21 protein-coding genes are annotated in these 21,063 nt (G+C 67.1%); 14 read left to right on the forward strand and 7 right to left on the reverse strand.

Annotation, left to right across the window (positions count from 1 at the left end):
* The first annotated feature begins 72 nt into the window (after positions 1-72).
* Positions 73-1,197: a sulfite oxidase gene (locus DBZ45_RS10155; protein ID WP_111903787.1), complete on the forward strand. Its 1,125-nt coding sequence runs from the start codon at positions 73-75 to the stop codon at positions 1,195-1,197.
* Positions 1,198-1,227: 30 nt separating this feature from the next.
* On the opposite strand, the gene DBZ45_RS10160 is transcribed toward DBZ45_RS10155, so the two are convergent.
* Together DBZ45_RS10160 and DBZ45_RS10165 are read right to left on the reverse strand one after the other, a co-directional pair.
* The gene (locus DBZ45_RS10160) at positions 1,228-2,001 is read right to left on the reverse strand and encodes an SDR family NAD(P)-dependent oxidoreductase (protein WP_111903788.1); all 774 of its coding nucleotides are present in this window, start codon (positions 1,999-2,001) and stop codon (positions 1,228-1,230) included.
* Positions 2,002-2,028: 27 nt separating this feature from the next.
* On the reverse strand, positions 2,029-2,859 hold the full coding sequence (locus DBZ45_RS10165; protein ID WP_111903789.1) for a sugar phosphate isomerase/epimerase family protein: 831 nt from the start codon (positions 2,857-2,859) through the stop codon (positions 2,029-2,031).
* 190 nt (positions 2,860-3,049) lie between these two features.
* On the opposite strand from DBZ45_RS10165, the gene DBZ45_RS10170 reads away from it, so the two are divergent.
* The 6 genes from DBZ45_RS10170 (at position 3,050) to DBZ45_RS10195 (ending at position 8,593) form a co-directional block, all read left to right on the forward strand.
* On the forward strand, positions 3,050-4,387 hold the full coding sequence (locus tag DBZ45_RS10170) for an MFS transporter (protein ID WP_111903790.1): 1,338 nt from the start codon (positions 3,050-3,052) through the stop codon (positions 4,385-4,387).
* An 83-nt stretch (positions 4,388-4,470) separates the two neighbouring features.
* The gene (locus tag DBZ45_RS10175; protein ID WP_111903811.1) at positions 4,471-5,337 is read left to right on the forward strand and encodes a transketolase; all 867 of its coding nucleotides are present in this window, start codon (positions 4,471-4,473) and stop codon (positions 5,335-5,337) included.
* Complete coding sequence (locus DBZ45_RS10180; protein WP_111903791.1) at positions 5,334-6,353, forward strand: transketolase family protein; 1,020 nt, start codon at positions 5,334-5,336, stop codon at positions 6,351-6,353. The genes DBZ45_RS10175 and DBZ45_RS10180 overlap by 4 nt, the downstream gene beginning before the upstream one ends.
* A gap of 132 nt (positions 6,354-6,485) precedes the next feature.
* Positions 6,486-7,142, forward strand: a complete 657-nt coding sequence (locus DBZ45_RS10185; protein ID WP_111903792.1) for a GntR family transcriptional regulator — start codon at positions 6,486-6,488, stop codon at positions 7,140-7,142.
* Positions 7,143-7,281: 139 nt separating this feature from the next.
* Entirely contained in the window at positions 7,282-8,175 is an 894-nt protein-coding gene (locus DBZ45_RS10190; protein WP_111903812.1) for a glycosyltransferase family 2 protein, read from the forward strand.
* Positions 8,176-8,209: 34 nt separating this feature from the next.
* Positions 8,210-8,593 carry an RNA-binding S4 domain-containing protein gene (locus DBZ45_RS10195; RefSeq protein WP_111903793.1) on the forward strand — a complete coding sequence of 128 codons (384 nt, stop codon included), beginning with the start codon at positions 8,210-8,212 and terminating at the stop codon, positions 8,591-8,593.
* Positions 8,594-8,628: 35 nt separating this feature from the next.
* Here the strand turns inward: DBZ45_RS10195 and DBZ45_RS10200 are convergent, their stop codons facing one another.
* The 3 genes from DBZ45_RS10200 to DBZ45_RS10210 are packed head-to-tail and all read right to left on the reverse strand — an operon-like array spanning position 8,629 to position 11,590.
* Positions 8,629-9,279 (reverse strand): dihydrofolate reductase family protein, encoded by a 651-nt coding sequence (locus DBZ45_RS10200; RefSeq protein ID WP_111903794.1) that lies wholly within the window; start codon positions 9,277-9,279, stop codon positions 8,629-8,631.
* Positions 9,276-11,006: a DUF4389 domain-containing protein gene (locus DBZ45_RS10205; protein WP_111903795.1), complete on the reverse strand. Its 1,731-nt coding sequence runs from the start codon at positions 11,004-11,006 to the stop codon at positions 9,276-9,278. Before DBZ45_RS10205 ends, DBZ45_RS10200 begins: the two co-directional genes overlap by 4 nt.
* Positions 11,003-11,590: a hypothetical protein gene (locus DBZ45_RS10210; RefSeq protein ID WP_146617480.1), complete on the reverse strand. Its 588-nt coding sequence runs from the start codon at positions 11,588-11,590 to the stop codon at positions 11,003-11,005. Before DBZ45_RS10210 ends, DBZ45_RS10205 begins: the two co-directional genes overlap by 4 nt.
* Positions 11,591-11,840: 250 nt before the next feature.
* Between DBZ45_RS10210 and DBZ45_RS10215 the strand changes: the two genes are divergently transcribed.
* From DBZ45_RS10215 to DBZ45_RS10225, 3 genes are all read left to right on the forward strand, one after another.
* Positions 11,841-13,388 (forward strand): amidohydrolase, encoded by a 1,548-nt coding sequence (locus DBZ45_RS10215; RefSeq protein WP_111903797.1) that lies wholly within the window; start codon positions 11,841-11,843, stop codon positions 13,386-13,388.
* Between the two features lie 107 nt (positions 13,389-13,495).
* Positions 13,496-14,113 (forward strand): uracil-DNA glycosylase, encoded by a 618-nt coding sequence (locus DBZ45_RS10220; protein ID WP_111903798.1) that lies wholly within the window; start codon positions 13,496-13,498, stop codon positions 14,111-14,113.
* Between the two features lie 26 nt (positions 14,114-14,139).
* The gene (locus tag DBZ45_RS10225) at positions 14,140-15,135 is read left to right on the forward strand and encodes a hypothetical protein (protein WP_111903799.1); all 996 of its coding nucleotides are present in this window, start codon (positions 14,140-14,142) and stop codon (positions 15,133-15,135) included.
* On the opposite strand, the gene DBZ45_RS10230 is transcribed toward DBZ45_RS10225, so the two are convergent.
* Together DBZ45_RS10230 and DBZ45_RS10235 are read right to left on the reverse strand one after the other, a co-directional pair.
* Positions 15,095-16,390, reverse strand: coding sequence for a type II toxin-antitoxin system HipA family toxin (locus tag DBZ45_RS10230; RefSeq protein WP_111903800.1), 1,296 nt, complete (start codon positions 16,388-16,390; stop codon positions 15,095-15,097). The two genes, DBZ45_RS10225 and DBZ45_RS10230, sit on opposite strands and share 41 nt — an antisense overlap.
* Complete coding sequence (locus DBZ45_RS10235) at positions 16,387-16,725, reverse strand: type II toxin-antitoxin system Y4mF family antitoxin (protein ID WP_111903801.1); 339 nt, start codon at positions 16,723-16,725, stop codon at positions 16,387-16,389. Before DBZ45_RS10235 ends, DBZ45_RS10230 begins: the two co-directional genes overlap by 4 nt.
* A gap of 204 nt (positions 16,726-16,929) precedes the next feature.
* Between DBZ45_RS10235 and DBZ45_RS10240 the strand changes: the two genes are divergently transcribed.
* From DBZ45_RS10240 to DBZ45_RS10255, 4 genes are all read left to right on the forward strand, one after another.
* The gene (locus DBZ45_RS10240) at positions 16,930-17,646 is read left to right on the forward strand and encodes a FadR/GntR family transcriptional regulator (RefSeq protein ID WP_111903802.1); all 717 of its coding nucleotides are present in this window, start codon (positions 16,930-16,932) and stop codon (positions 17,644-17,646) included.
* Positions 17,647-17,735: 89 nt separating this feature from the next.
* Positions 17,736-18,797: an asparaginase gene (locus DBZ45_RS10245; protein ID WP_111903803.1), complete on the forward strand. Its 1,062-nt coding sequence runs from the start codon at positions 17,736-17,738 to the stop codon at positions 18,795-18,797.
* Between the two features lie 12 nt (positions 18,798-18,809).
* Positions 18,810-20,240 carry an aspartate ammonia-lyase gene (locus tag DBZ45_RS10250; RefSeq protein WP_111903804.1) on the forward strand — a complete coding sequence of 477 codons (1,431 nt, stop codon included), beginning with the start codon at positions 18,810-18,812 and terminating at the stop codon, positions 20,238-20,240.
* Positions 20,241-20,278: 38 nt separating this feature from the next.
* The coding region (locus tag DBZ45_RS10255; RefSeq protein WP_146617481.1) for an amino acid permease at positions 20,279-21,063 on the forward strand (785 nt) is incomplete at its 3' end.

The raw sequence follows: 21,063 nt of genomic DNA on the forward strand, positions 1-21,063 counted from the left end.
GAGGAGCACGCCTATTCGCGGCTGCACCCCGCAGCCCCGAGAAACCGCAGCACCGAGCAGAATCGCAAGGCCATGTCCAAGCTGATCTACCGACGCCGACCGTCCGCCAGCCCCGCAGCACATTCCGGTGTAACAGCACACTCCGGTGAACCCACGCATGGCCCGCTCACCAGCGAAGAGCTGCAGCTCGCCGTGCGGAATCACTCCATGCCGCTTGAGGCCCTGCGAGAGGACGTGACTCCGCCCGGGCTGCATTACGTGCTGACGCACTTCGACATTCCCCAGATCAGCGGCGCGTGGCACCTGCGGATCGGCGGCGCCGTGGAGCGGGCAATGGAACTGAGCCTTGCGGCGCTGAAGCGGGATCCGGCCATCAGCGTCCAGGTGACCCTGGAATGCGCCGGCAACGGGCGTTCGCTGCTGAGGCCGCGGCCGCTCAGCCAACCCTGGACGCTGGAGGGCGTGGGAACGGCCGTGTGGACCGGTGTTCCGCTCGCATACCTGCTGGCCCAGGCCGGCGTCGAGCCCGAAGCCGTCGAGGTGGTTTTCACCGGCATGGATGCCGGAATCCAGGGCGGCGTCCGGCAGCAGTACGCCCGAAGCCTGCCGATTACGGAAGCCTCGCGGGCCGACGTCGTCCTTGCCTACAAGATGAACGGCACCGAACTGCCGCCCCAGCACGGCTACCCGCTACGGCTTGTCGTTCCGGGCTGGTATGGCATGGCCAGCGTCAAGTGGCTGCAGTCCATCCAGGTGGTCACGACGCCGTTCACCGGCTTCCAGCAGTCGGTCGCCTACCGCTACCAGCACAACGCGGACGACGCCGGCACGCCGGTTTCGCGGATCAGGGTGCGGTCCCTGATGGTTCCGCCGGGCATTCCTGACTTCTACACCCGCCGCAGGTACCTCCCCCGCGGGCCCGTCATGCTCCAGGGCAGGGCGTGGTCCGGTGAGGGCGCCGTAACGAAAGTGGAGGTCGGCATCGACGGCAAGTGGGTTCCGGCGCAGCTGGACAAGCCTGCCGGCGCCTTTGCCTGGCGCGGCTGGAGCCTGCCATGGGTGGCCGACCCAGGCCACCACGAACTGTCGTGCCGGGCCACCGACGCGACCGGCTCTACCCAGCCGCTGGAGCAGCACTGGAATTACCAGGGCATGGGCAACAATACGGTGCAGCGGGTGCGGGTCATCGTCGAATAGCCTGCTGAGCTGGCCTTGGCCGGCGTCCTCTTAGTGCATGTGGCTTCCGCCGTTGATGTCGATGGTGGTGCCGGTCAGGTATGCGGAGTCGTCGGAGGACAGGAAGGTGATGACTGCTGCGACTTCCTCGGTGGTGGCGTTGCGGCCCAGCGGGATGCCGGCGTTGATGGCGGCTTCCTGCTCCTCGGTGCTGCCGACGCGGATGTTGGTGTCCACGGCGCCCGGGGTGATGGCGTTGATGGTCACACCGGAGTCACCGAGCTCCCGGGCGAGGGCCTTGGTGAAGCCGAGGATGGCGGCCTTGGCAGCGGAGTAGGGGACCTTGCCGAAGACGCCGCCGCCGCGCTGCGCGGAAACGGAGGACATGTTGACGATCCGGCCCCAGCCGTTGTCGATCATGTCCGGCAGGAAGGCCTTCGTGACGAGGTAGGTGCCGGTGGAGTTCACGGCCATGACCTTGTTCCAGAGGTCAAGGGTGGTTTCCAGGAAGGGTACCGGCGAGGTGATGCCGGCGATGTTGGCCAAGGCCCCGACGGCGGGAAGTGCGCCGTTCTTGACCTCGGCTGAAACTGCGTTGTAGGCGGCGTTGACGGAGTCCTCGTTGGCGACGTCGATCTCGTAACCGAACGCCGGAACGTTGAATTCGTTGCCGATTTCGGTGGCGACCTTCGCGGACTTCTCGCCGTCGAGGTCCAGGATCACCACGCCCCAGCCCTGGCTGGCGTAGCGGCGGGCCGTGGTGATGCCGATGCCCCTTTCCGAGGTGGCTCCGGTGAGGACTGCGGTGCGCTGAATGGCGGTCATGATGCTCCTTGGTTTTTGTGGGGTTGATCAGATGAGGTCGGTGATGAAGCTGGCTGCCTTGGCGGCAGCCGCCGGGCGTTCGTCGTGGGTGATGTCCCGGGTTTCGAGTTCCAGGCTGAAGTGCCCGGTGTAGCCCTGCTCGGCCAGGCCCCGCAGCCCGGCGGCGAAATCGGCCTGGCCGTTGCCGATGCTGAGGTTGATGTTCCCGGGCACGGCATCGCGCAGGTGCACGTGGGCTATCCGGCCCTCGTGCCTTGCCAGGTACTCCAGCGGGTCCTCGCCGGCGGCGACGATGTGGCTGAAGTCCATGACAATACCGACGCCGGAGCCCGCCAGCCGCTGCGCCAGACGTTCGGCGCGTTCCAGGTTCCAGCAGAACCGCAGGAAGTGCAGCGATTCGGTCCAGAGTTCTACGCCGAATTCAGCTGCACGACGCTGGGCTTTAATGAGTTGAGCCGCGACGGTGTCCAGGTCCTCTTCGAGGCTCTTCACCGGCTCGTGGCTGAGCGCACCGCAGGGCAGGACCAGCGCCTTGGCTCCGGTTTTCGCCGTGAGGGTGAGCAGGGCATGGAGGTGCCTGTCCCGCTCAGCCTGCCGGCCCGCGTCGAGCACTGCATTGAGGTCCCCGATATCCCCGTTCACGGAACGCACCCGCAGTCCCGATGCGGCAACGTCACCGGCCACCGCTGAAACGGCGTCGGCGTCGGCGTCGAGCTCATACGGAACGTGATCGCAAACGCCGGGAAGGGCGCCCAAGTCGATCTCGCCGAAACCCAGCCCGGCGATGGTTCGCAGGGCTGTCGGCAGGTCCTGCTGGCGGAAGCTGATGGATGAGCACCCGAGTCGGGAATGGAACATCGTTGTTGATCCTCTAGTCGTGCCCGGCAGGCGGTAGTGATGGACACCACATTAGCGCTGGCGACTGTCAACAGTCAACTCCTGACGGTGACTGTTGACAGTCAGCATGACGTCGGTCACACTGGAACACATCTTGTTAACAGTCGACAGCGCTGGAGCTTCTTCAGCCGCTCTTCGAAAGGGAACCACCATGAGCAACGAAGCTCTGAACATGCGGGGGCCGGTCCACGGCACCAAGGACGCCCGTCGGGTCGCCATCGGCTCGGGCGTCGGCGCTGTGATCGAGACGTACGACTTCATTGGATTCGGTACTGCGGCCGCCCTCTACTTCGGAACTGCGTTCTTCCCCACCGGCGACCCGGTCACCGGAACGCTGGCCGCCTTCGCCACCCTCGGCGTCGGCTTCGCAGCCCGCCCGCTGGGCGGCATCATCGGCGGCCACCTGGGCGACAAGGTGGGCCGCAAGCCCGTCCTGGTCACGTCCCTGATCCTTATGGGCATCGCCACCTTCTTCATCGGCCTGCTGCCCACGTACAGCCAGGTGGGCCTGCTGGCTCCGGCGCTGCTGGTGTTCGTCCGCATCGTCCAGGGCCTGGCCTTCGGTGCGGAATGGGGCGGAGCCATCCTGATGAGCTACGAGCACGCGCCGTGGAAGTCCAAGGGCAAGTACACCGGCATCGTCCAGGCCGGCTTCCCGGTGGGCCTCCTGCTGGCCAACCTGGTGTTCCTGGTCAGCGTGAATCTCGGCGGCGAGCTCGCCTGGCGCATCCCCTTCCTTGCCAGCATTGTGCTGGTGGTGGTCGGCCTGATCATCCGCTCCAAGGTCCCCGAGTCCCCCGTCTTCGACGAGGTCAAGGGCCACGGTGAGATCGTCAAGTCCCCCATCGTAGAGGTGATCAAGACCGACTGGCGCAACATCGTGAAGGGCATCGGCCTCCGTATAGCCGAGACCGCCGGCTACGCCGTGTCCATCACCTACATGATTTCCTACCTCAACAGCCAGCACCTGGCCGACAAGACCCAGACCCTGGTGGCCCTGTGCATTGCGTCCGCCATCGGTATCTTCGCCACCCAGGCCTGGGCCCGCTTGACCGACAGGATCGGCCGCCGCCCCCTCTACATCTGGTCCACCGCGTTCGCCGCATTGTTCGCCATTCCGATGTTCCTGCTGGTCAACACCGGCCTGTTCGTCTTCATCATCGCCACGATCGTGATCTCCTACGCGGTCTGCCAGAACTCGCTCGCCGGAGCCCAGGGCGCGTGGTTCCCCGAGCTCTTCCAGGCCAAGACCCGCGCCTCGGGTGCCTCCCTGGCTTACCAGATCTCGGCTATGGTCTCGGGCTTCACGCCGTTCATCACCACCCTGCTGTTCGTCAGCTTCGGCTGGATGGGCCCGGCCCTGCTGTTCGGTCTGTACGCCGTGATCGGCCTCTGGGCAGCCTTCACCACCCGGGAAACCTGGGGCAAGAGGGAGCGCCAGCTGGCTGATGAAATCACCAAAAGCACCCCCCAGTCGGTGAACGCGTGATGACCACCATCAATGAAGCCAACCCGCAGGAACTGCACACCACTACACTCCCCACCGCCACAACACTGTCCAAGAAGGAACGAATGACCCAGGAAACTGCCGCAGAACGACTCGAACGGGTCAGCGCCGCCGCCTACCGCATCCGGCACCACGCCCTGAACATGGGCGAGGTCCAGGGCCAGGGCTACGTGGGCCAGGCGCTGGGAGCCGCGGACATGCTCGCCGTCGTGTATGCCGACCAGCTCCGGTTCCGTGCCGAAGATCCGCACTGGGAACAGCGTGACCGGTTCCTGCTCTCCACCGGGCACTACGCCATCGGACACTATGCAGCTTTGGCCGAGGCGGGCATCGTCCCCGTCGAGGAGCTCGAGACCTACGGCTCAGACGACTCCCGGCTCCCCATGTCGGGCATGTCCACCTACACCCCCGGCATGGAAATCTCCGGCGGTTCCCTGGGCCACGGACTGACCATCGCCGTCGGCATGGCCCTGGGCCTGCGCTACCAGGGCTCCGACGCGAGGATCTACAACTTCCTCTCGGACGGCGAACTCGACGAGGGCTCCACCTGGGAGGCCGCCATGGGCGCGCACCACCACCAGCTGGGCAACCTCACCGCCATGGTGGACATCAACGCCCTGCAGGCCGACGGCAAGACCGATACCGTGCTCCGCACCGAACCCATTACCGAAAAATGGGAAGCCGCCGGCTGGTATACCCAGCGGGTGGACGGAAACGACGTCGCCGCGCTGCTCACCGCTTTCGACAATGCTGCAGAGCAGTCCGCCACCAGCGGACGCCCCTCGGTGATCCTCTGCGACACCAAAGTGGGCCGAGGTGTAACGCTGCTGGAGGAACGGGAAAAGGCGCACTTCATGCGCATTGAAGAACACGAATGGCAGCTCTGCCGCGAGCAGCTGACCGCAGGATACGAAGGAAAGGCTTCAGCATGAGCGCCACCACCGAGGCTCCCGACACTACAGCAGCCGCTAAGCCGAAGCTGAAGACCTCGGCCATGATCGCGTCCTTCGCCGATCCGGGCCAGAAAACAGCCTCCGCCCCGTTTGGCCACGCCCTGGTCAAGGCCGCGCAGGAGAACGACAGGATCGTTGGCCTCACCGCGGACCTGGGCAAGTACACGGACATGCACATCTTCGCCCAGGCTTTCCCGGAGCGGTTCTTTCAGATGGGCATGGCCGAGCAGCTCCTCTTCGGCGCCGCGGCCGGCCTCGCCGAAACCGGCCTGGTGCCGTTCGCCTCCACCTACTCCGTGTTCGCCGCCCGCCGCGCCTACGACTTCCTCTGCCTGGACGCCGCCGAACCCAACCTGAACGTCAACATCGTGGGCGGCCTCCCCGGCCTTACCACCGGCTACGGCCCCAGCCACCAGGCCACGGAGGACATGGCAATCTTCCGCGGCATGCCCAACCTGACCATCGTGGACCCCTGCGACTCCATCGACATCGAACAGGCCGTCCCGCAGCTCGCGGCCAGCGAAGGACCCACCTACCTGCGCCTGCTCCGCGGCAACGTGCCCACGGTCCTGGACGAGTACGACTACACCTTCGAGCTCGGCAAGGCCAAGGTCCTGCGCGGGGGCAACGACGTCGTCTTCGTCTCCAGCGGCCTCATGACCATGCGTGCCCTGCAGGCAGCCAAGGCGCTGGGGGAACACAACGTGGATGTCGCCGTCGTCCACACCCCCACCATCAAACCGTTCGACGCCGAGACCGTGCTGGCAGAAATCAACACCGACCGGCTGGCTGTCACCCTGGAGAACCACTCCGTGGTGGGCGGACTGTTCGAAACCGTCGCCTCGGCCGTCGTCAGCGCAGGCCTTGGCAAGCGCGTGGTGCCGGTGGCACTGCCCGACGAGTTCCTCGACGCCGGCGCCCTGCCCACGCTGCACGAACGCTACGGCCTGACCGTCCAGCGCATCGTGGCCAAGGTGCTCGCCGAGCTCGGCTAAGCCCGGCTTCGGCTAGGCCGGAGCGCAGCCACGGCAGGAGTGCGGGACAACACCTGGCCCCGCACTCCTGCCGTGGCATCATTGTTAACACGCTGACTGTAAACAGTCGACCTCTGACCTTGGGAGAATCCGATGGCTGCGACAGCAACCCTGCTGGGACTGGAAAAGAAAAGCCTCCGCGAGCAGGCGCTGGCCGCGCTGCGCACCGCCATCACCAGCGGAGCGCTCGAGCCGGGCCGCCACCTTGTGGAAACCGAGCTGTCCGAGATGCTGCAGATCAGCCGCGGAACGCTCCGGGAGGCCCTGCGGCAGCTTCAGCAGGAAGGCCTGGTGTCCGCGGGAACCCGCGGGAGGCTCTCTGTCCGCCACCTGGATGCCAAGGAAATCCGCGACATCTACTCCGTCCGGGCGGCCCTGGAATCTCTGGCTGCCCGCACACTGTGTGAACTGCCGGACCGCCAGCACGTCATCGGGTCGCTCCGCGCAGCCATCCAGGCGATGGAAGCGTCCACCCACGGCACGCTGGAGGAGCGGGTCGAATCCGACCTCGACTTCCACCGCACCATGTGCCGCCTCACCGGCAACGAGACCCTCCTCCACTCGTGGGAATCCCTGGAAGGGTCCATCCGGATGTCCATCATGTTCGCCGGGCTCGAAAAGGGCGTTCGCAACATGAGCGTGGACCGGCACAACGACATCGTCGCCGCCATCGAAACCGGCGACGCCACCCTGGCCCGCAACACGATCCGCGAGCACATGGACTCCGCCGCGGCCGTACTCGTCGCATAGGCCCCTGACGTGCGGTCCTGAACCCGGCCGTCGTCGGCGAGTCCCGTCCGACACGCCTTCAGCGCGTTTAGGCGGCAAAAGCCCTGGGTACCTGAACCAGTGCACCGTACGACTCATCGGTCCCGGAAAGGCCGTGATCATGGATCGCCACACATCCGCCAACTGGGCCTCGGGCCACACCATTGAGGACGCCGTCCTGGACATCCTCATCCCCACGTGCGACCGGCCGGCCGAGCTTGCCGTCACGCTGGCCGGGCTTGCGGCGCAGGAAGGCCCGGTCTTCCGCCTGGTGATTAGTGACCAGTCGGACGGGCCGCCGGCCTGGGAGCATCCGCCGGCAGCCAGCCTGCTCCGGGTTCTTCGTGCGCAGGGCACCGCCGTCGAACTGCATCGGCACATGCCGCGCCGCGGCCTCGCCGAACACCGCCACTTTGTCCTGGAGCGGGCACGGGCGGACAAAGTGCTGTTCCTCGATGACGATATCTGGCTGGAGCCGGGCGCCCTGGCCAGAATGAGTGATGCCCTCGATGACCTGGGCTGCGGCTTTGTGGGAATGGCCCCTCAGGGTCTTTCCTTCTTGGACGACCGCCGCCCCGACCAGACCGGAACCTTCACGCCATGGCAGGGACCGGTGACCCCCGAGCGCATCCGTCCCGGCGAGGAGGGTTTTGAGCGGTGGCCGCTGCACAGCGCAGCCAACCTGAGCCACCTGAGCACGGAGCTGGGACTGAAATCGGGGCAGTGGATTCCGTACAAGGTGGCTTGGCTGGGCGGGTGCACCATGTTCCGCCGCCAAGCCCTGGAGGACGCGGGAGGTTTCCGGTTCTGGACTCAGCTCCCGCCCGAGCACTGCGGTGAGGACGTGGTGGCCCAGTGGCGGGTGATGGAAAAGTTCGGCGGCGCCGGCATCCTGCCCACGGGCGCCGTCCACTTGGAATCTCCCACCACGGTCACGGACCGCCGGGTGGAGGCCTTCGACATCGTGCTGGCGGACGGCCCGGCGGCGGCAGGTTCCGCCGTCCCGGACCCCTGAGTCCGCAGCGGTCCGGCTATACTCGGCTGCAATCATGAGCAGCCTTCCCTCAGCCCCCGCCACCGTCCGCGTCGACGCCTGGCTGTGGGCGATCCGCGCCTACAAGACCAGGTCCGCCGCCACCGCCGCGTGCCGTGCCGGGCATGTGCGCATCAACGGTAACCCGGCCAAGGCCTCGCAGTCACTCGTCCCCGGCGACACTGTGCGCGTCCGCCAACCCGGTTATGAGCGCATCCTCGAGGTGCGCCGGCTGATCGCCAAGCGGGTGGGGGCGGAGGCGGCGTCGCACTGTTTCAAGGACCATACGCCACCCCGGCCCGTGGCGCCGGCGCTCGGGCTGCCGCAGCGGGACCGCGGGACCGGCCGGCCCACCAAGAAGGACCGCCGGGAAATGGAGCGCCTGCGCGGAGCGGGCTAACAGCGGCCGGCTAACTGCGGCTTGGGCACATCGCCTCAGTCCTTAACCTGCTCCCGACCTTCCCGCACCTCGAACTCCCCTACCTCCAGGTCGGCGGCACCAAATGCGGCGGGCAGGAGGGTCAGGTGGACGGCACCTGACGACGTCGCCTTGCTTCCGCCCAGGGTGAAGGCCGACGGCGTGACGCCGGGCTCGAAAAGCCGCTTGCCCTGGCCCAGGACCACCGGGAAGATGATCAGCCGGTACTCGTCCACCAGGCCGGCGTCGTGCAGGGCCCGGACCAGCCGGTAGCTGCCGTGGACCTGGAGCTCCCGGCCCGGGCCTGATTTGAGGTCGTCAACGGCTTCGAGGAAGTTCGCTGGAAGGATGGAGGTGTTGTTCCAGGTCGCCTCGGTCAGCGTTGAGGACACCACGTACTTGGGCAGGTTGTTGAGCGCCGTGGCTACGGCGTCCTCCGGGTCCGTGACCTGCTCCCAGTAGGGCTGGAACATCTGGTAGGTGGTGCGGCCGAGCAGGATCGCGTCGGCTTCGGCGAACCACCCGTTCACGATCCTGCCCATGTCCTCGTCGAAGAGCGGCACCAGCCAGCCGCCGAACTCGAAGCCGCCGCTGGTGTCCTCGTCCCTGCCGCCCGGACCCTGCATGACGCCATCGAGGCTCACGAACGTGTGAACCGTGAGCTTCATGACAGCCCTCTCGGTGGAGTGGTTTGTGGACTGACGACCGGGCGTTCGTTTGGATCGGCAGGCCCCATGTCGAGTCGGAACGGAGGATATTCGTCCCGCATCAGCGCCACGTATGCCGCGACGCGGTAAACCCAGCGGTTGAGGCCGATTAGCAGGTCGAACAGGGTTCGGAGGTACCTGCCGGTGAACAGCAAAATGACGCCGGCGATGAAGGCCAGCAGCGTGAGCAGGGAGACCGCGCTGCCTGCCGTGTAGCGGCCGGCGTCGCCGGCAAAGTCGTCGTCGGAGGAGGCCACCCAGGTACGCGTGGATCCCGCGAGCACACCCACAATCATGAGGTGCGGAATGGCAAGCAGCCAGGACTTCACCAGCACCAGGCCGCGCGAGAGGTGGTCCGGGTAGTCGACGTCAAAGTCGGCCGGGTAGTCGGTGCGGGCAAGGGTGAAGGGCGGGTAGCGGTCCGTTCCGATCGCCGTGAAGGCGTAGAAGGACACCCGCCAGCTCCAGCGCAGCACGCCCACGTTGAAGTTGAACAGCGAATGCGGGTAGCGGGCGGTGAAGAGGATGGCGAACCACGCCACGATGCTGGTGATGATCAGTGCGAACCAGAGGAAGAACAGGACGATCAGGTGCGGGATGGCCAGGAACCATTTGACCAGCCACATCCACCGGGACAACGCAGGGTCGATGTGTCCGGTCAGGCGGGCCGGGTACCTCGGGTTCTCAAATTGGTCGACGACGGAGGGCGGTGGCGGTGCGCCCGCCCCGCCGCCGGGGGCCGGATAGCCGGGCGCCGGATAACCCGGGGCCGGGTAGGCAACTGCCGGGTACGCGCCCGGCTGCATGCCGGGAGGACCTGCGCTGCCACCTGCACTTCCGTCCGGCACGGCAGGACTCGCGAACGGCCCGGTGGCGCCGGCAGCGGCGGGTGGCCCCGCCGTCGGGGTTTCCACTGGCGGGGCATGACCCGCGAGCGGCTGGCCAGCGGGATAGTGGCCGGGTTGGTACTGGCCTGGTGGATAGTGGGCCGGAGGAAGATGAGGCGGCGGCCCGTGCCGTCCGAGCCCCATCGCGCCCGCAACGATCAGCGGCACTCCGATGACCAACAGCACGATCCCGGCAATGACCAGCCACAGGAACAGCGGCCAGAGCAGGTCGGAGCGGACGCCGGCCTGCAGATCCACAGAAACCGGTGCGGTGGCATCGGCGTTCATGACCACCACGGTCCAGCTGCCGGGAAGGACGTTCCATTTGAGTTCCTGCGTTCCGGTGCCTTCGGCGGATGCGACCCAGAAGTTCTGGGCACCCGGGCGGGCCGGGGTCCGCGTCCCCGGCACTTCGGTGTAATCGACCCTGAAGGGCCGCAGATTCAACTCGCGGATCTCGGAACGCTTGACTCCCTCGAGATAGCGCGCCGCGTCCTGCTGCGGTGCGATGCCAACGAAAATCCCCTTGCCGGGAGTGGCTGCCGCTCCGCGGAGCAGGATGCTGCCTGCCGTTTCCGAAGGAATGACGTCCGGCAGCCTGCCTCTGACCATGACGTCCAGTCCTGCCGTGGTGATGGCGGAGGACGCGGCGTCGAACCGGTGCGGCTGCGTAGTGAAGTAGCCTTCGTCGCGCTGCTGGAAGTTGAGCCAGCCCACCCCCGCCGCGCCCGCCAGCAGCCCCAGTCCGAGGAGCGCGGCGAGTGTACCGAGGACGAGCATCACCATGCGGCCAGGTTTCATGCCGGTTCCTTATCTCGGGCCCTGCGGCGGGCTGCCACCCGTGGTTCGGCATGGCTGGGTTGGGCGGTGCCCGGTTCCATGGCAGTTGCTTGGACGGCAGTTGCTTGGGCCGTGCGTGATCGGGCTGTGAATGGTCCGGCTTTGCGTTCCTGGGCTTTGCTGGTCTTGTCGCCGTGCTTGCCGTCCGGGTGCTTGTGATCGCCGTGTTGATGGTCTGCGTGCTTGCCGTCAGGGTGCTTGTGGTCGCCGCGGCCGTGAGTGAAGGAGGGGTGCGCGTGGATGCCCGGCCGGGGGTCCAGAATGCTAAGCCGGCAGGGTTTCTCGGACGTGCCTTCACCGCTGAGTTGCGTGAGCTGGGCAGGGTCATGGAGCGCAGCGATGGTGTCCATGGCGGCACGGGCCATTGATAGGTCCAGAACAATTTCCTTGCCCGGCAGCAGGGTCCTGGCACGTCGCGCAACAACATAAAGCGCCCGGATGTTGGCCGGCGTCAAGGTTCCGCGGACCTCGATGCAGGCACGCTCCATGTTCGCGTCGATGTGGACCACGACCTTGAGGCGGTGATGACTTGAGGTGATGTCCACGGCACTCACGTCCCCCGGGCGGGCAGTCGCTGCCCAAGTTGGCTCGGCCGGAACGCATCAAGGGACCGGATATTAAAGTTCATGTGGCCTACGCCTCCCCGACTTCGTTGTCGGAACCGTGTCACGTCCAGAATGCACCCTGTCGCCAGCACAGGGAAGAGGCGTTCGGTGGAGCCCTGGCGGCGCAGGTCAACGAACGAGCGGCGCGGCGCGGATTGGTGTTGACCCGCCACCCGCCTAGCCTGTTCCTATGCCTTCCAGCCAGGACCGTGCAGCAGGTTACGACCCAGCAGCTCAAGACCCCACGTCGCAGGACCTGGTGCTGGCGTCCGTGAGGCTCCCCGGCGACACAGTGTGCTCCGACCTCCATGTTCGCGATGGCCGGGTGTCCGCAATTACCGCTGCGGGGGCGCGCGCCGGAGGTTTCAGGGCAGCGGGTGCCCAGGTGCTGGATCTCGAGGGACGCTTCGTCATCCCCGGGCTGTGGGATGAGCACGTCCACATGACGCAGTGGGCCCTGGCCGCCAACCGGATCGACCTGTCCGGTGCCGCTTCGGCGAGCGCCGCCGTCGAGCTTGTCCGGAAGCGGATTACCGCGACGGACCCCGGGGCTGAACCGGCCAGCACGGTGGTGGGCGCGGGCTTCCGCGACGCCATTTGGGACGACGTCCCGAGCGCCCAAACGCTCGACGACGTCACCCGGGGAGTCCCCACCGCCCTGATCAGCCATGACCTGCACTGCGTCTGGCTGAATTCGGCGGCCGCGCGCCGGTACGGAGTCCAGCTCCCGCCAGACGGCCTGCTCCGTGAGGAACCGGCGTTCGCCCTCACGCGCGAACTCGGAAAGCTGCCGGACGACGTCGTGGACAGCTGGGTGGGCACGGCGGGCCCGGAAGCCGCCGCCCGCGGTGTTGTGGGCGTGGTGGACCTGGAGATGACATGGAACCGCGACGTCTGGCTGCGCCGGATCGGCGGCGGATTCCGTTCGCTGCGCCTTGACGCGGGGGTGTACCCGGAGGACCTGGAGCGGGCGGCCGCTGCCGGGATGCGGACGGGACAAATGGTCGACGGCGGTGCCGGCCTTCTGCGGGTGGGTCCGCTAAAGGTACTCATCGACGGATCCCTGAACACGCGCACCGCTTTTTGTGTTGACCCGTACCCGCACGGCGGGCATGGCATCCTGACCGTGAGTGAACCGGAGCTGGTTGCCCTGCTCGCCAGGGCCCGGGAGACGGGCTTCGTTCCGGCGGTCCATGCCATTGGCGACGGCGCCAATAAGGTTGCACTGGACGCCTTCGCTGAAGTTGGGATCGGCGGCCGGATCGAGCACGCCCAGTTTGTACGGCGGGAGGACTTCGCGCGGTTCGGTGAGCTTGGCCTGACGGCCAGCGTCCAGCCCGCCCACGCACTCGACGACCGCGACGCCGCTGACACTAACTGGGCCGGCCGCACTGACCGGGCCTTCCCGCTGCGGTCGCTGCTGGACGGCGGGGCGCAGCTGGCTCTCGGTTCCGATGCGCCGGTGGCGGCCCTGGATCCGTGGCTGGCAATGTCCGCCGCGACCGCGCGGGTACGTGAAGACGGCCGCGGCCCCTGGCACCCGGAGCAGGCCCTGACCCGCGAGGAAGCGCTGCTCGCCTCAACCCGTGGGCGAGGCCGGATCCGGGCCGGGGTGGTGGCTGATGTTGCCGTGCTGGATGCTGATCCCCTTGCCGTGTCCGATGCTGTGTTCGCCGGAATGCCCGTGGCTGCAACGCTGGTGGCCGGCCGGTTCACGTTCCGGGGCGCAGGGGTTTAGGCGTCCTGCCGGATCGGCGGAAACTCGCCCACGCACCCTTACCGCCAAAAGCGTAGAGTGGCCTAAGACGCCTGATTCTTGGACGCCATGCAGCTAAGGGAGAAATCGTGACGATTGACTGGGACGAAAAGAAAGCCCTGCTACAGGAACCGAACATCGCAGCAGTGACGCAACTGTGCGATGAACTTATGGAGAAGAAGCCGGGATCGACCGTTCCTTACATCGACCCCGTCCATGACGAGGACGAATGCCGGATTGTCAGCCTCCAGGTCAGCCCGGGCAAGGGAACCGAGTCCGGTTTCGTGTCCCATTTCAACGACGACGAGGCCGCCCGGCGGGCCACCCAGATCTACGAGCTCGCCGAGCTCGATCCGCGCTACGTCATGCCGTGGAACGCCTACCCCTGGGTGCGCGACCCGGACATGCCCTCGGCCCTCAGCATCCAGGAGAAGACCGACGGCCTGCGCCCCTTCCGGCAGTTCATGAAGATCAACAGGCGCGTCTCGGCCATCATTGCCCACGGGACCGACGCCGCCACCTTCCTGACGCTCTTCGAGAAGACCTACCACTACTCGCTCAAGAACAACGGCATCAAGATCTACAAGGCCAGCGCGCTCGGCGGGCGGGCCTTTGCTGTTTCCGAGGCCAAGCAGGAAGAACTCCTGACCAAGAGCGTGGACGTCTACAAAGACGCCATGCAGCGCGCGGGCATCCAGCACCTTTAGCACCGGTTTCCGGCTCGGATAGACACGTGCTCGACTGGCTGCTCGATTCCGACCCCTCGATCCGCTGGCAGGTCCTGCGTGACCTGACGGATGCGCCTGCCGGGGAGGTTCGCGCCGAACGTGCCCGCGTGGCCACCGAGGGCTGGGGTGTGCGCCTGCTCGCCCTGCAGGGCGGCGACGGCCAGTGGGACGGCGGCACCTTCTTCCCTGTGCCGTATGACGGCTCCGAGCCGGGCCAGCCGTGGACCGCCACGACCTACAGCCTGCTGCTCCTGCGGGACCTTGGGCTCGATCCGGGCAGTGAGGAGGCCCGTGCCGCCGTCCGGAAGGTGAGGGAGCACAGCCGCTGGGAGGAGGGCGGCCAGCCGTTCTTCGACGGCGAGGTGGAGCCCTGCATCAACGGCAAGGCCGTGGCCCTCGGAGCGTACTTCGGCGAGAATGTCGACGGCATCGTGCAGCGGCTGCTCCGCGAGCAACTGGCCGACGGCGGCTGGAACTGCGAGGCGGAACGGGGATCGGTGCGGTCGTCGTTCGCCACCACCATCAACGTGCTGGAGGGGCTGCTGGAACACGAACGGGCTACGGGCGGAACTCCCGAGTCCATTGCTGCCCGGAAGCGGGGCGAGGAGTACCTGCTGGAGCGCGTCCTGCTGCGGCGCAAGAGCACCGGCGAGCTGGTGGACCCGGACTGGCTGCAGTTTTCCTACCCGACCCGCTGGTTCTATGACGCGCTCCGCGGCCTTGACTATTTCCGCGACGCTTCCTTCCAGGACGTATTTCTCAACGGCACGGGCGGACTGCCGGACAACCGCCTTGCCGAGGCCGTCGGCCTGCTCCGCTCGAAACGGCAGCCCGACGGAACCTGGCTGCTCGAGAACACCCACCCGGGACGCATCCACTTCGCCATGGAAGACGCCGACGGACGCCCCAGCCGGTGGAACACGCTTCGTGCCCTGCGCGTGCTCAGATGGTACGGCGGCTTTACCCCTCCATCAGCCGACGTCGGTGCTTCAGCTCCTTGACCCACGCCCTGGTGACCATGTCCGGAAAAGGCGAGGCGCCGCCGTCGTCCTTAGAAATGATGGCTGGTGGGACTGTGGCCGTTGCCGTAACCGTCGTTGAAGCGAAGGCCGTCCCGGACTCCAGATCCGCCAGTAATGGGCCCGCCGCCTTCAGCGCCAGATCCACGGCCTGCACGGACGTCCGTTCGGACAGGCCGAGTCCCGTGGCCCAGGCCAGGAAGTGCTTCCGCGAGATACCGCTGCGCTTGCCGCCGAGCGTCAGGGCGAGCGTCTTGTCGCCGTAGACCACTGTGGAGGGGATGTCGTAGACGGGAGCGATGGACCATTCCCCGTGCGGTTGCTGCACCATGGATACGTTTTTCGCGTGCAGGTCACCGTTGCCGCTCAGTAGGGCGAAGGCAGCCTGGATGGCGAGGTTCCGGAGCGCCGGCAGCGGCGCCGCGCAGTAATCGGCGAGCGCATGGCACACCGTCCCGAACCCCACGTTGTACTTGTCCGCCGGGTACAGCTTCAGGACCTGCGCGCCGTCCTCGACGGCGAGTCGCTGCACCGCGTCAGGGCCGCCCGGCGCGCCCGCCGCCGTACCGACTTCCAGGGGCACGCGGTCGAACCGCTCCACCAGCAGCCCCGGCCGGCCGGCGACGTCGCGCATCAGCTGCACCCGGCTCAGCGGAATCCGCAGCTTCGCCGCGTAGCGGAACATGATGAACTCGTTCTCCACCACGTGCGGGAATTCCGGGGCGTTGAGCTTGAGGATGAACCTACGCCCCGCGCTGGCCACGGGCATGGAGATCATTCCAGCGGAGAGCTTGTCCTGCACGCCGGCAAGCGCCACCGGATCGATCAGGCCCGAGTCGCCCAGCAGCTCGTCGAAGTCCACCGGCCTGCGCGGGTCCACCTCGACGGCGTGCTCCTCCGGGTCCAGCGGCTCCCCGTGACCCACGATCTGCACGTCGCCCACGGGGTTGCCGCCGGCGGCGATGAGCAGCGAGAGGTCATCGTCCGCGCTGGTCTTGATGGTCCGGCGCAGTGCGTTCAGCCGCCGGCCCTCCGGGAGCAGCCCGGTGAAATACGGCGGTGCGGCCCCTGCTCCGGAGAGCACAGGTTCCGGGGACAGCGGAAGGGAACTGGCGACGGCGGGGCGGCCGCTTTGCAGGTATGCGGACAGATAGCTGAACCTGGTTCCGCCGTCGTGCCGTTCCAGCCGGGCGGCCAGGACGCCCCGCTTATAGATGTCCGCGATGCGGTGCCTCACGGCTGGTTGTCCCGTTCGCGGGCTACGTTGTCTTCCAACGGACCGGACGACGCCGGAACGCCCGACGGCGGTTGGGTCACCAAAAGCTCCGACGGCTGGTTCACCAGCGCGCGGGCGGCTGCGCTGGTTCGGGTGCCGAGCCCCAGCTCAAGCCCGAGCGTTTCCAGCAAGACCAGCAGGGTGTCCAGCCGGAGGCTAGGCTTGCCCTGTTCCACGAAGCGGACGAAGCGCTCGGAGACTCCTGCCATGTCGGCGAGGTCCTGCTGGCTCAGGCGGAGGTCGGCGCGCCGGGCACGGACGGCCGCGGCGAGCTTCGCACTGAAGTGCTGGGCCACCGCGCCTCCTTTGCAATTAGGAACGATCGTGCCGGTTTACTCACAGATCCCACACTACGCCTGACCACTCCCCGAGCGCAAGAATGGATCGGAACGAACGTTCCGATCAGGCTATGCGTTCGTCCCTGGCGCGCGCCCTTCACATCCCGATCGGGCTCAGGCTCGTGGTTGACACCCGCCTGTGACCCGTGCCATATTCTTATCGTGAACCTGTCAGACAGCCGGACAGTCGGACCGGAGAGCGGAGCTAGCACCTTTCCGCTGGCACGCCTCAGTGCGGCCGAAGCTGTCTTCAACGCCATCCGCGGCGACATCCAGAGCGGCGCGCTGGCCGTGGGTGCCAAGCTCAGTTCGGAAGCCGCGCTGGCCTCGCAGTACGGCGTGAGCCGCTCAGTGATCCGGGAGGCCTTGCGTTCCTGCACCGCTCTCGGCCTGACCGTAACCAAAACAGGCCGCGGCACATTCGTCGTCGCCGACCATGTGGCCAACGACCTCGTCCTGGGCCAGTTCTCCGCCCGCGACCTCACCGAGGCCCGGCCGCACATCGAAATCCCCGCCGCCGGGCTCGCCGCCGAGCGCCGCACCACCGAAGACCTGGAAATCCTCCGCGGCATGATGGCATCCATGGCGGCGGAGACCGATCCAGAAGCCTGGGTCTCCCTCGACTCCAGCTTCCATGCAGCCATTGCCCGCGCCAGCGGCAACAGGGTGTTCGAAAGCGTAGTGGCTGACATCCGCGACGCCCTCGCCCACCAGTCCGAGACCCTCAACATGGTGGCCGACCGCCAGCACGCCTCCGACGTCGAACACCGCCTCATCCTCGATGCCATCGAAAGCGGCTCTGCAGCAGACGCCAGCGCCGCCATGGCCGAACACCTGCGCGCCGTCGGCGAAGCCCTCGACTCGATCCTCAGCCGGTAGCCGCCCGAGCCCCGCTCGGGCCCAGCCCAACCCACTTCCTTCACGGATACACCCAACTCAACACATCAACACCCAACGCAGAGGACACCATGCCTTCCCCCGCCACGCCGGCAAGCCGCTCCCTTTCCGCGCCTCCCGCACCAGCAGCGATCCTGCCGCGGCACGAGCCGCTTGCAGTCCAGACCCGCGACGGGCTGGTCGAAAGCGTCCACTACGGCTCCCTGATCGCCACTGCGCCCGACGGCCGCACCCAGCTCTCCGCCGGCGAACCCCACGCCGCGTTCTACCCCCGGTCCTCGCTGAAACCCCTGCAGTCCGTGGCCATGGTCCGGGCCGGGCTGGACCTGCCCGCGGACCTGCTGGCCCTCACGGCCGCGAGCCACTCCGGCGCACAGCGGCACCTCGACGGCGCCAGCCGCATCCTGGAACTCCACGGGCTCACGCCCGCAGCCCTCGAAAACAGCTCCGACCTCCCCTACGGCGTCCGCGAGCGCGAGGATTACCTGCGTGATGGCGGCCGGCCCACGCAGCTGGCCCAGAACTGCTCCGGCAAGCACGCCGCCATGGCCGCCACCTGCGTCATCAACGGCTGGCCGGTGCAGGGCTACCTGGACCCCTCCCACCCGCTGCAGAGGCTCGTCGCCGAAACCGTCACCGACCTGACCGGCGAGGAACCCGCCGGCGTCAGCACCGACGGCTGCGGCACCCCGCTGTTCGCCCACACCCTCGCCGGCATGGCCCGCGCCTTCGGCCGCCTCGCCTCCGCCGAACTTGCCGACGGCGCGTCCGCCCCCGAAAGCCCGGAAGCCGCCGTCGCACATGCCATGCGCCGCCACCCGGACATGGTGGCGGGCGAGGGCCGCGACGTCACGGAGCTCATGCGCCTCCTGCCCGGCGCCCTGGCGAAGGACGGCTTCGAAGGCGTGCAGCTGGTGGGGCTCCCGGACGGGCGGGCCGTCGCTGTCAAGATTTCCGACGGCGGTGACCGGGCCCGGATGCCCGTCACCATCCGCGCGCTGGAAGCGCTCGACATCGACACCTCCGCCCTGGCGGGCATCGCCACCGGCGCGGTCCTCGGCGGAGGCCGCCTAGTGGGCCTGCTGCAGGCCGCCGACTTTTCCTCCCTGTCCCCGACCGACGACGTTCTTTAAGGACTGCACCACATGACCGAAACACAAACCCTGCCGGATGCCCAACCGCTGGCTGTCCGCTCCGAGCATGACCTGCTCGGCGACCGCGACATCCCCGCCGGCGCCTACTGGGGCGTCCACACGCTCCGCGCCGTGGAAAACTTCCCCATCACCGGGCAGCCGCTCTCCAGCAACATGCACCTTGTCCGGGGCCTCGCCGCCGTGAAGCTGGCCGCAGCCCGCACCAACCTTGAGCTCGGGCTCCTGGACGCCGAACGTGCCGCGGCCATCGAACAGGCCTGCACCGACGTGATGAACGGCGAACTCAGCGAACAGTTCATCGTCGACGTGATCCAGGGCGGCGCCGGAACATCCTCGAACATGAACGCCAATGAGGTCATCGCCAACCGGGCGCTGGAAATCCTTGGCCACCCCAAGGGCGACTACGCCCGGCTGCACCCCAACGACCACGTCAACCTAAGCCAGTCCACCAACGACGTCTACCCGACAGCGGTGAAGCTCGGCACCATCTTCGCCGCCCGCGAGCTGCTCTCCGCACTGGCCGAACTGGAGGAAGCGTTCGCGGAAAAGGCCATGGAGTTCCGTACCGTGGTGAAGATGGGCCGCACCCAGCTCCAGGACGCCGTGCCCATGACCCTTGGCCAGGAATTCGGCACCTACGCCGTGACCATCGGCGAGGACCGGCAGCGGCTGGCCGAGGCGGACCTGCTCATCCACGAGATCAACCTCGGCGCCACCGCGATCGGCACCGGGCTGAACGCCCCCGCCGGCTACGCCGAGGCCGCCTGCCGGCACCTGGCCGAGATTACCGGGCTGCCCCTGGTCACCGCCGTCGACCTCATCGAAGCCACCCAGGACGTGGGCGCGTTCGTCCACCTGTCCGGCGTGCTCAAGCGCGTGGCCGTCAAACTGTCCAAGATTTGCAACGACCTCCGCCTGCTCTCCTCCGGTCCCCGCGCCGGCCTCGGCGAGATCAACCTTCCGGCCGTCCAGTCCGGATCCTCCATCATGCCCGGCAAGATCAACCCGGTGATCCCGGAAGTAGTCAGCCAGGTAGCCTACGAGGTCATCGGCAACGACGTCACCATCACCATGGCCGCCGAAGCCGGGCAGCTCCAGCTCAACGCCTTCGAACCCATCATTGTCCACAGCCTGCACAAGAGCATCTCGCACCTCGAAGCCGCCTGCCGCACGCTCACGGCCCGCTGCATCCGCGGCATCACCGCCAACACCGAACACCTGCGCCTCACCGTGGAACAGTCCATCGGCCTGGTCACCGCCCTCAACCCCCACCTCGGCTACGCAACCGCCACGGCCATCGCCCAGGAAGCACTCGCCACCGGCAAGGGCGTGGCCGAACTGGTCCTTGAACACGGCCTGCTCACCGAAACCCAGCTGCAGGAGCTCCTCAGCCCCGAACGCCTCGCGAACCTTAGCAAGTAACAAGATTCCTCCCCCCAACAGGAAATCAAAGGACCACCATGAGTAACCAACCCGTCACGGACCATACGGTCCCAGCCCAGGCACACGCTACAGAAAACCTTCTCCATGCGGAGGACAAGGGCTATCACAAGAGCCTGAAACCGCGGCAGATCCAGATGATCGCCATCGGCGGCGCGATCGGCACCGGCCTGTTCCTCGGCGCCGGCGGCCGGCTCAACGCTGCCGGGCCGTCCCTGGTCATCGCCTACGCCGTCTGCGGCTTCTTCGCCTTCCTGATCCTGCGCGCCCTCGGCGAACTCGTGCTGCACCGGCCCTCGTCCGGCTCTTTCGTCTCCTACGCCCGCGAATTCTTCGGCGAGAAAGCAGCCTTCGTCTCGGGCTGGTTCTACTGGATCAACTGGGCCACCACCACCATCGTGGACATCACCGCCGCCGCCCTCTACATGAACTTCTTCGGCAACTACATCCCCTGGATGGCCGACGTCCCCCAATGGGTCTGGGCACTGACCGCCCTCGTCGTCGTCCTCTGCCTGAACCTCGTTTCCGTCAAGGTCTTCGGCGAAATGGAATTCTGGTTCGCCATCATCAAGGTCGCCGCCCTCGTGGCCTTCCTCCTCATCGGCACCTACTTCGTCATCTTCGGCACCCCCGTCCCCGGCCAGGAAACCGGCTTCAACCTCATCACCGACAACGGCGGCATCTTCCCCAACGGCCTGCTGCCCATGATCATCCTCATGCAGGGCGTCCTGTTCGCCTACGCCTCCATCGAACTCGTCGGCACCGCCGCCGGCGAAACCGAAAACCCCGAAAAGATCATGCCCAA

It is taken from the genome of Arthrobacter globiformis, assembly GCF_003261175.1.
GTDB classification, from domain to species: domain Bacteria; phylum Actinomycetota; class Actinomycetes; order Actinomycetales; family Micrococcaceae; genus Arthrobacter; species Arthrobacter globiformis_A.

Coding starts and splice junctions, on each gene's coding strand:
- DBZ45_RS10200 (WP_111903794.1), bottom strand. CDS start 9,279: ATGAAGCTCACGGTTCACACGTTCGTGAGCCTCGATGGCGTCATGCAG.
- DBZ45_RS10250 (WP_111903804.1), top strand. CDS start 18,810: ATGACCGAAACACAAACCCTGCCGGATGCCCAACCGCTGGCTGTCCGC.
- DBZ45_RS10155 (WP_111903787.1), top strand. CDS start 73: ATGTCCAAGCTGATCTACCGACGCCGACCGTCCGCCAGCCCCGCAGCA.
- DBZ45_RS10205 (WP_111903795.1), bottom strand. CDS start 11,006: ATGAAACCTGGCCGCATGGTGATGCTCGTCCTCGGTACACTCGCCGCG.
- DBZ45_RS10160 (WP_111903788.1), bottom strand. CDS start 2,001: ATGACCGCCATTCAGCGCACCGCAGTCCTCACCGGAGCCACCTCGGAA.
- DBZ45_RS10195 (WP_111903793.1), top strand. CDS start 8,210: ATGAGCAGCCTTCCCTCAGCCCCCGCCACCGTCCGCGTCGACGCCTGG.
- DBZ45_RS10170 (WP_111903790.1), top strand. CDS start 3,050: ATGAGCAACGAAGCTCTGAACATGCGGGGGCCGGTCCACGGCACCAAG.
- DBZ45_RS10215 (WP_111903797.1), top strand. CDS start 11,841: ATGCCTTCCAGCCAGGACCGTGCAGCAGGTTACGACCCAGCAGCTCAA.
- DBZ45_RS10245 (WP_111903803.1), top strand. CDS start 17,736: ATGCCTTCCCCCGCCACGCCGGCAAGCCGCTCCCTTTCCGCGCCTCCC.
- DBZ45_RS10185 (WP_111903792.1), top strand. CDS start 6,486: ATGGCTGCGACAGCAACCCTGCTGGGACTGGAAAAGAAAAGCCTCCGC.
- DBZ45_RS10180 (WP_111903791.1), top strand. CDS start 5,334: ATGAGCGCCACCACCGAGGCTCCCGACACTACAGCAGCCGCTAAGCCG.
- DBZ45_RS10165 (WP_111903789.1), bottom strand. CDS start 2,859: ATGTTCCATTCCCGACTCGGGTGCTCATCCATCAGCTTCCGCCAGCAG.
- DBZ45_RS10190 (WP_111903812.1), top strand. CDS start 7,282: ATGGATCGCCACACATCCGCCAACTGGGCCTCGGGCCACACCATTGAG.
- DBZ45_RS10175 (WP_111903811.1), top strand. CDS start 4,471: ATGACCCAGGAAACTGCCGCAGAACGACTCGAACGGGTCAGCGCCGCC.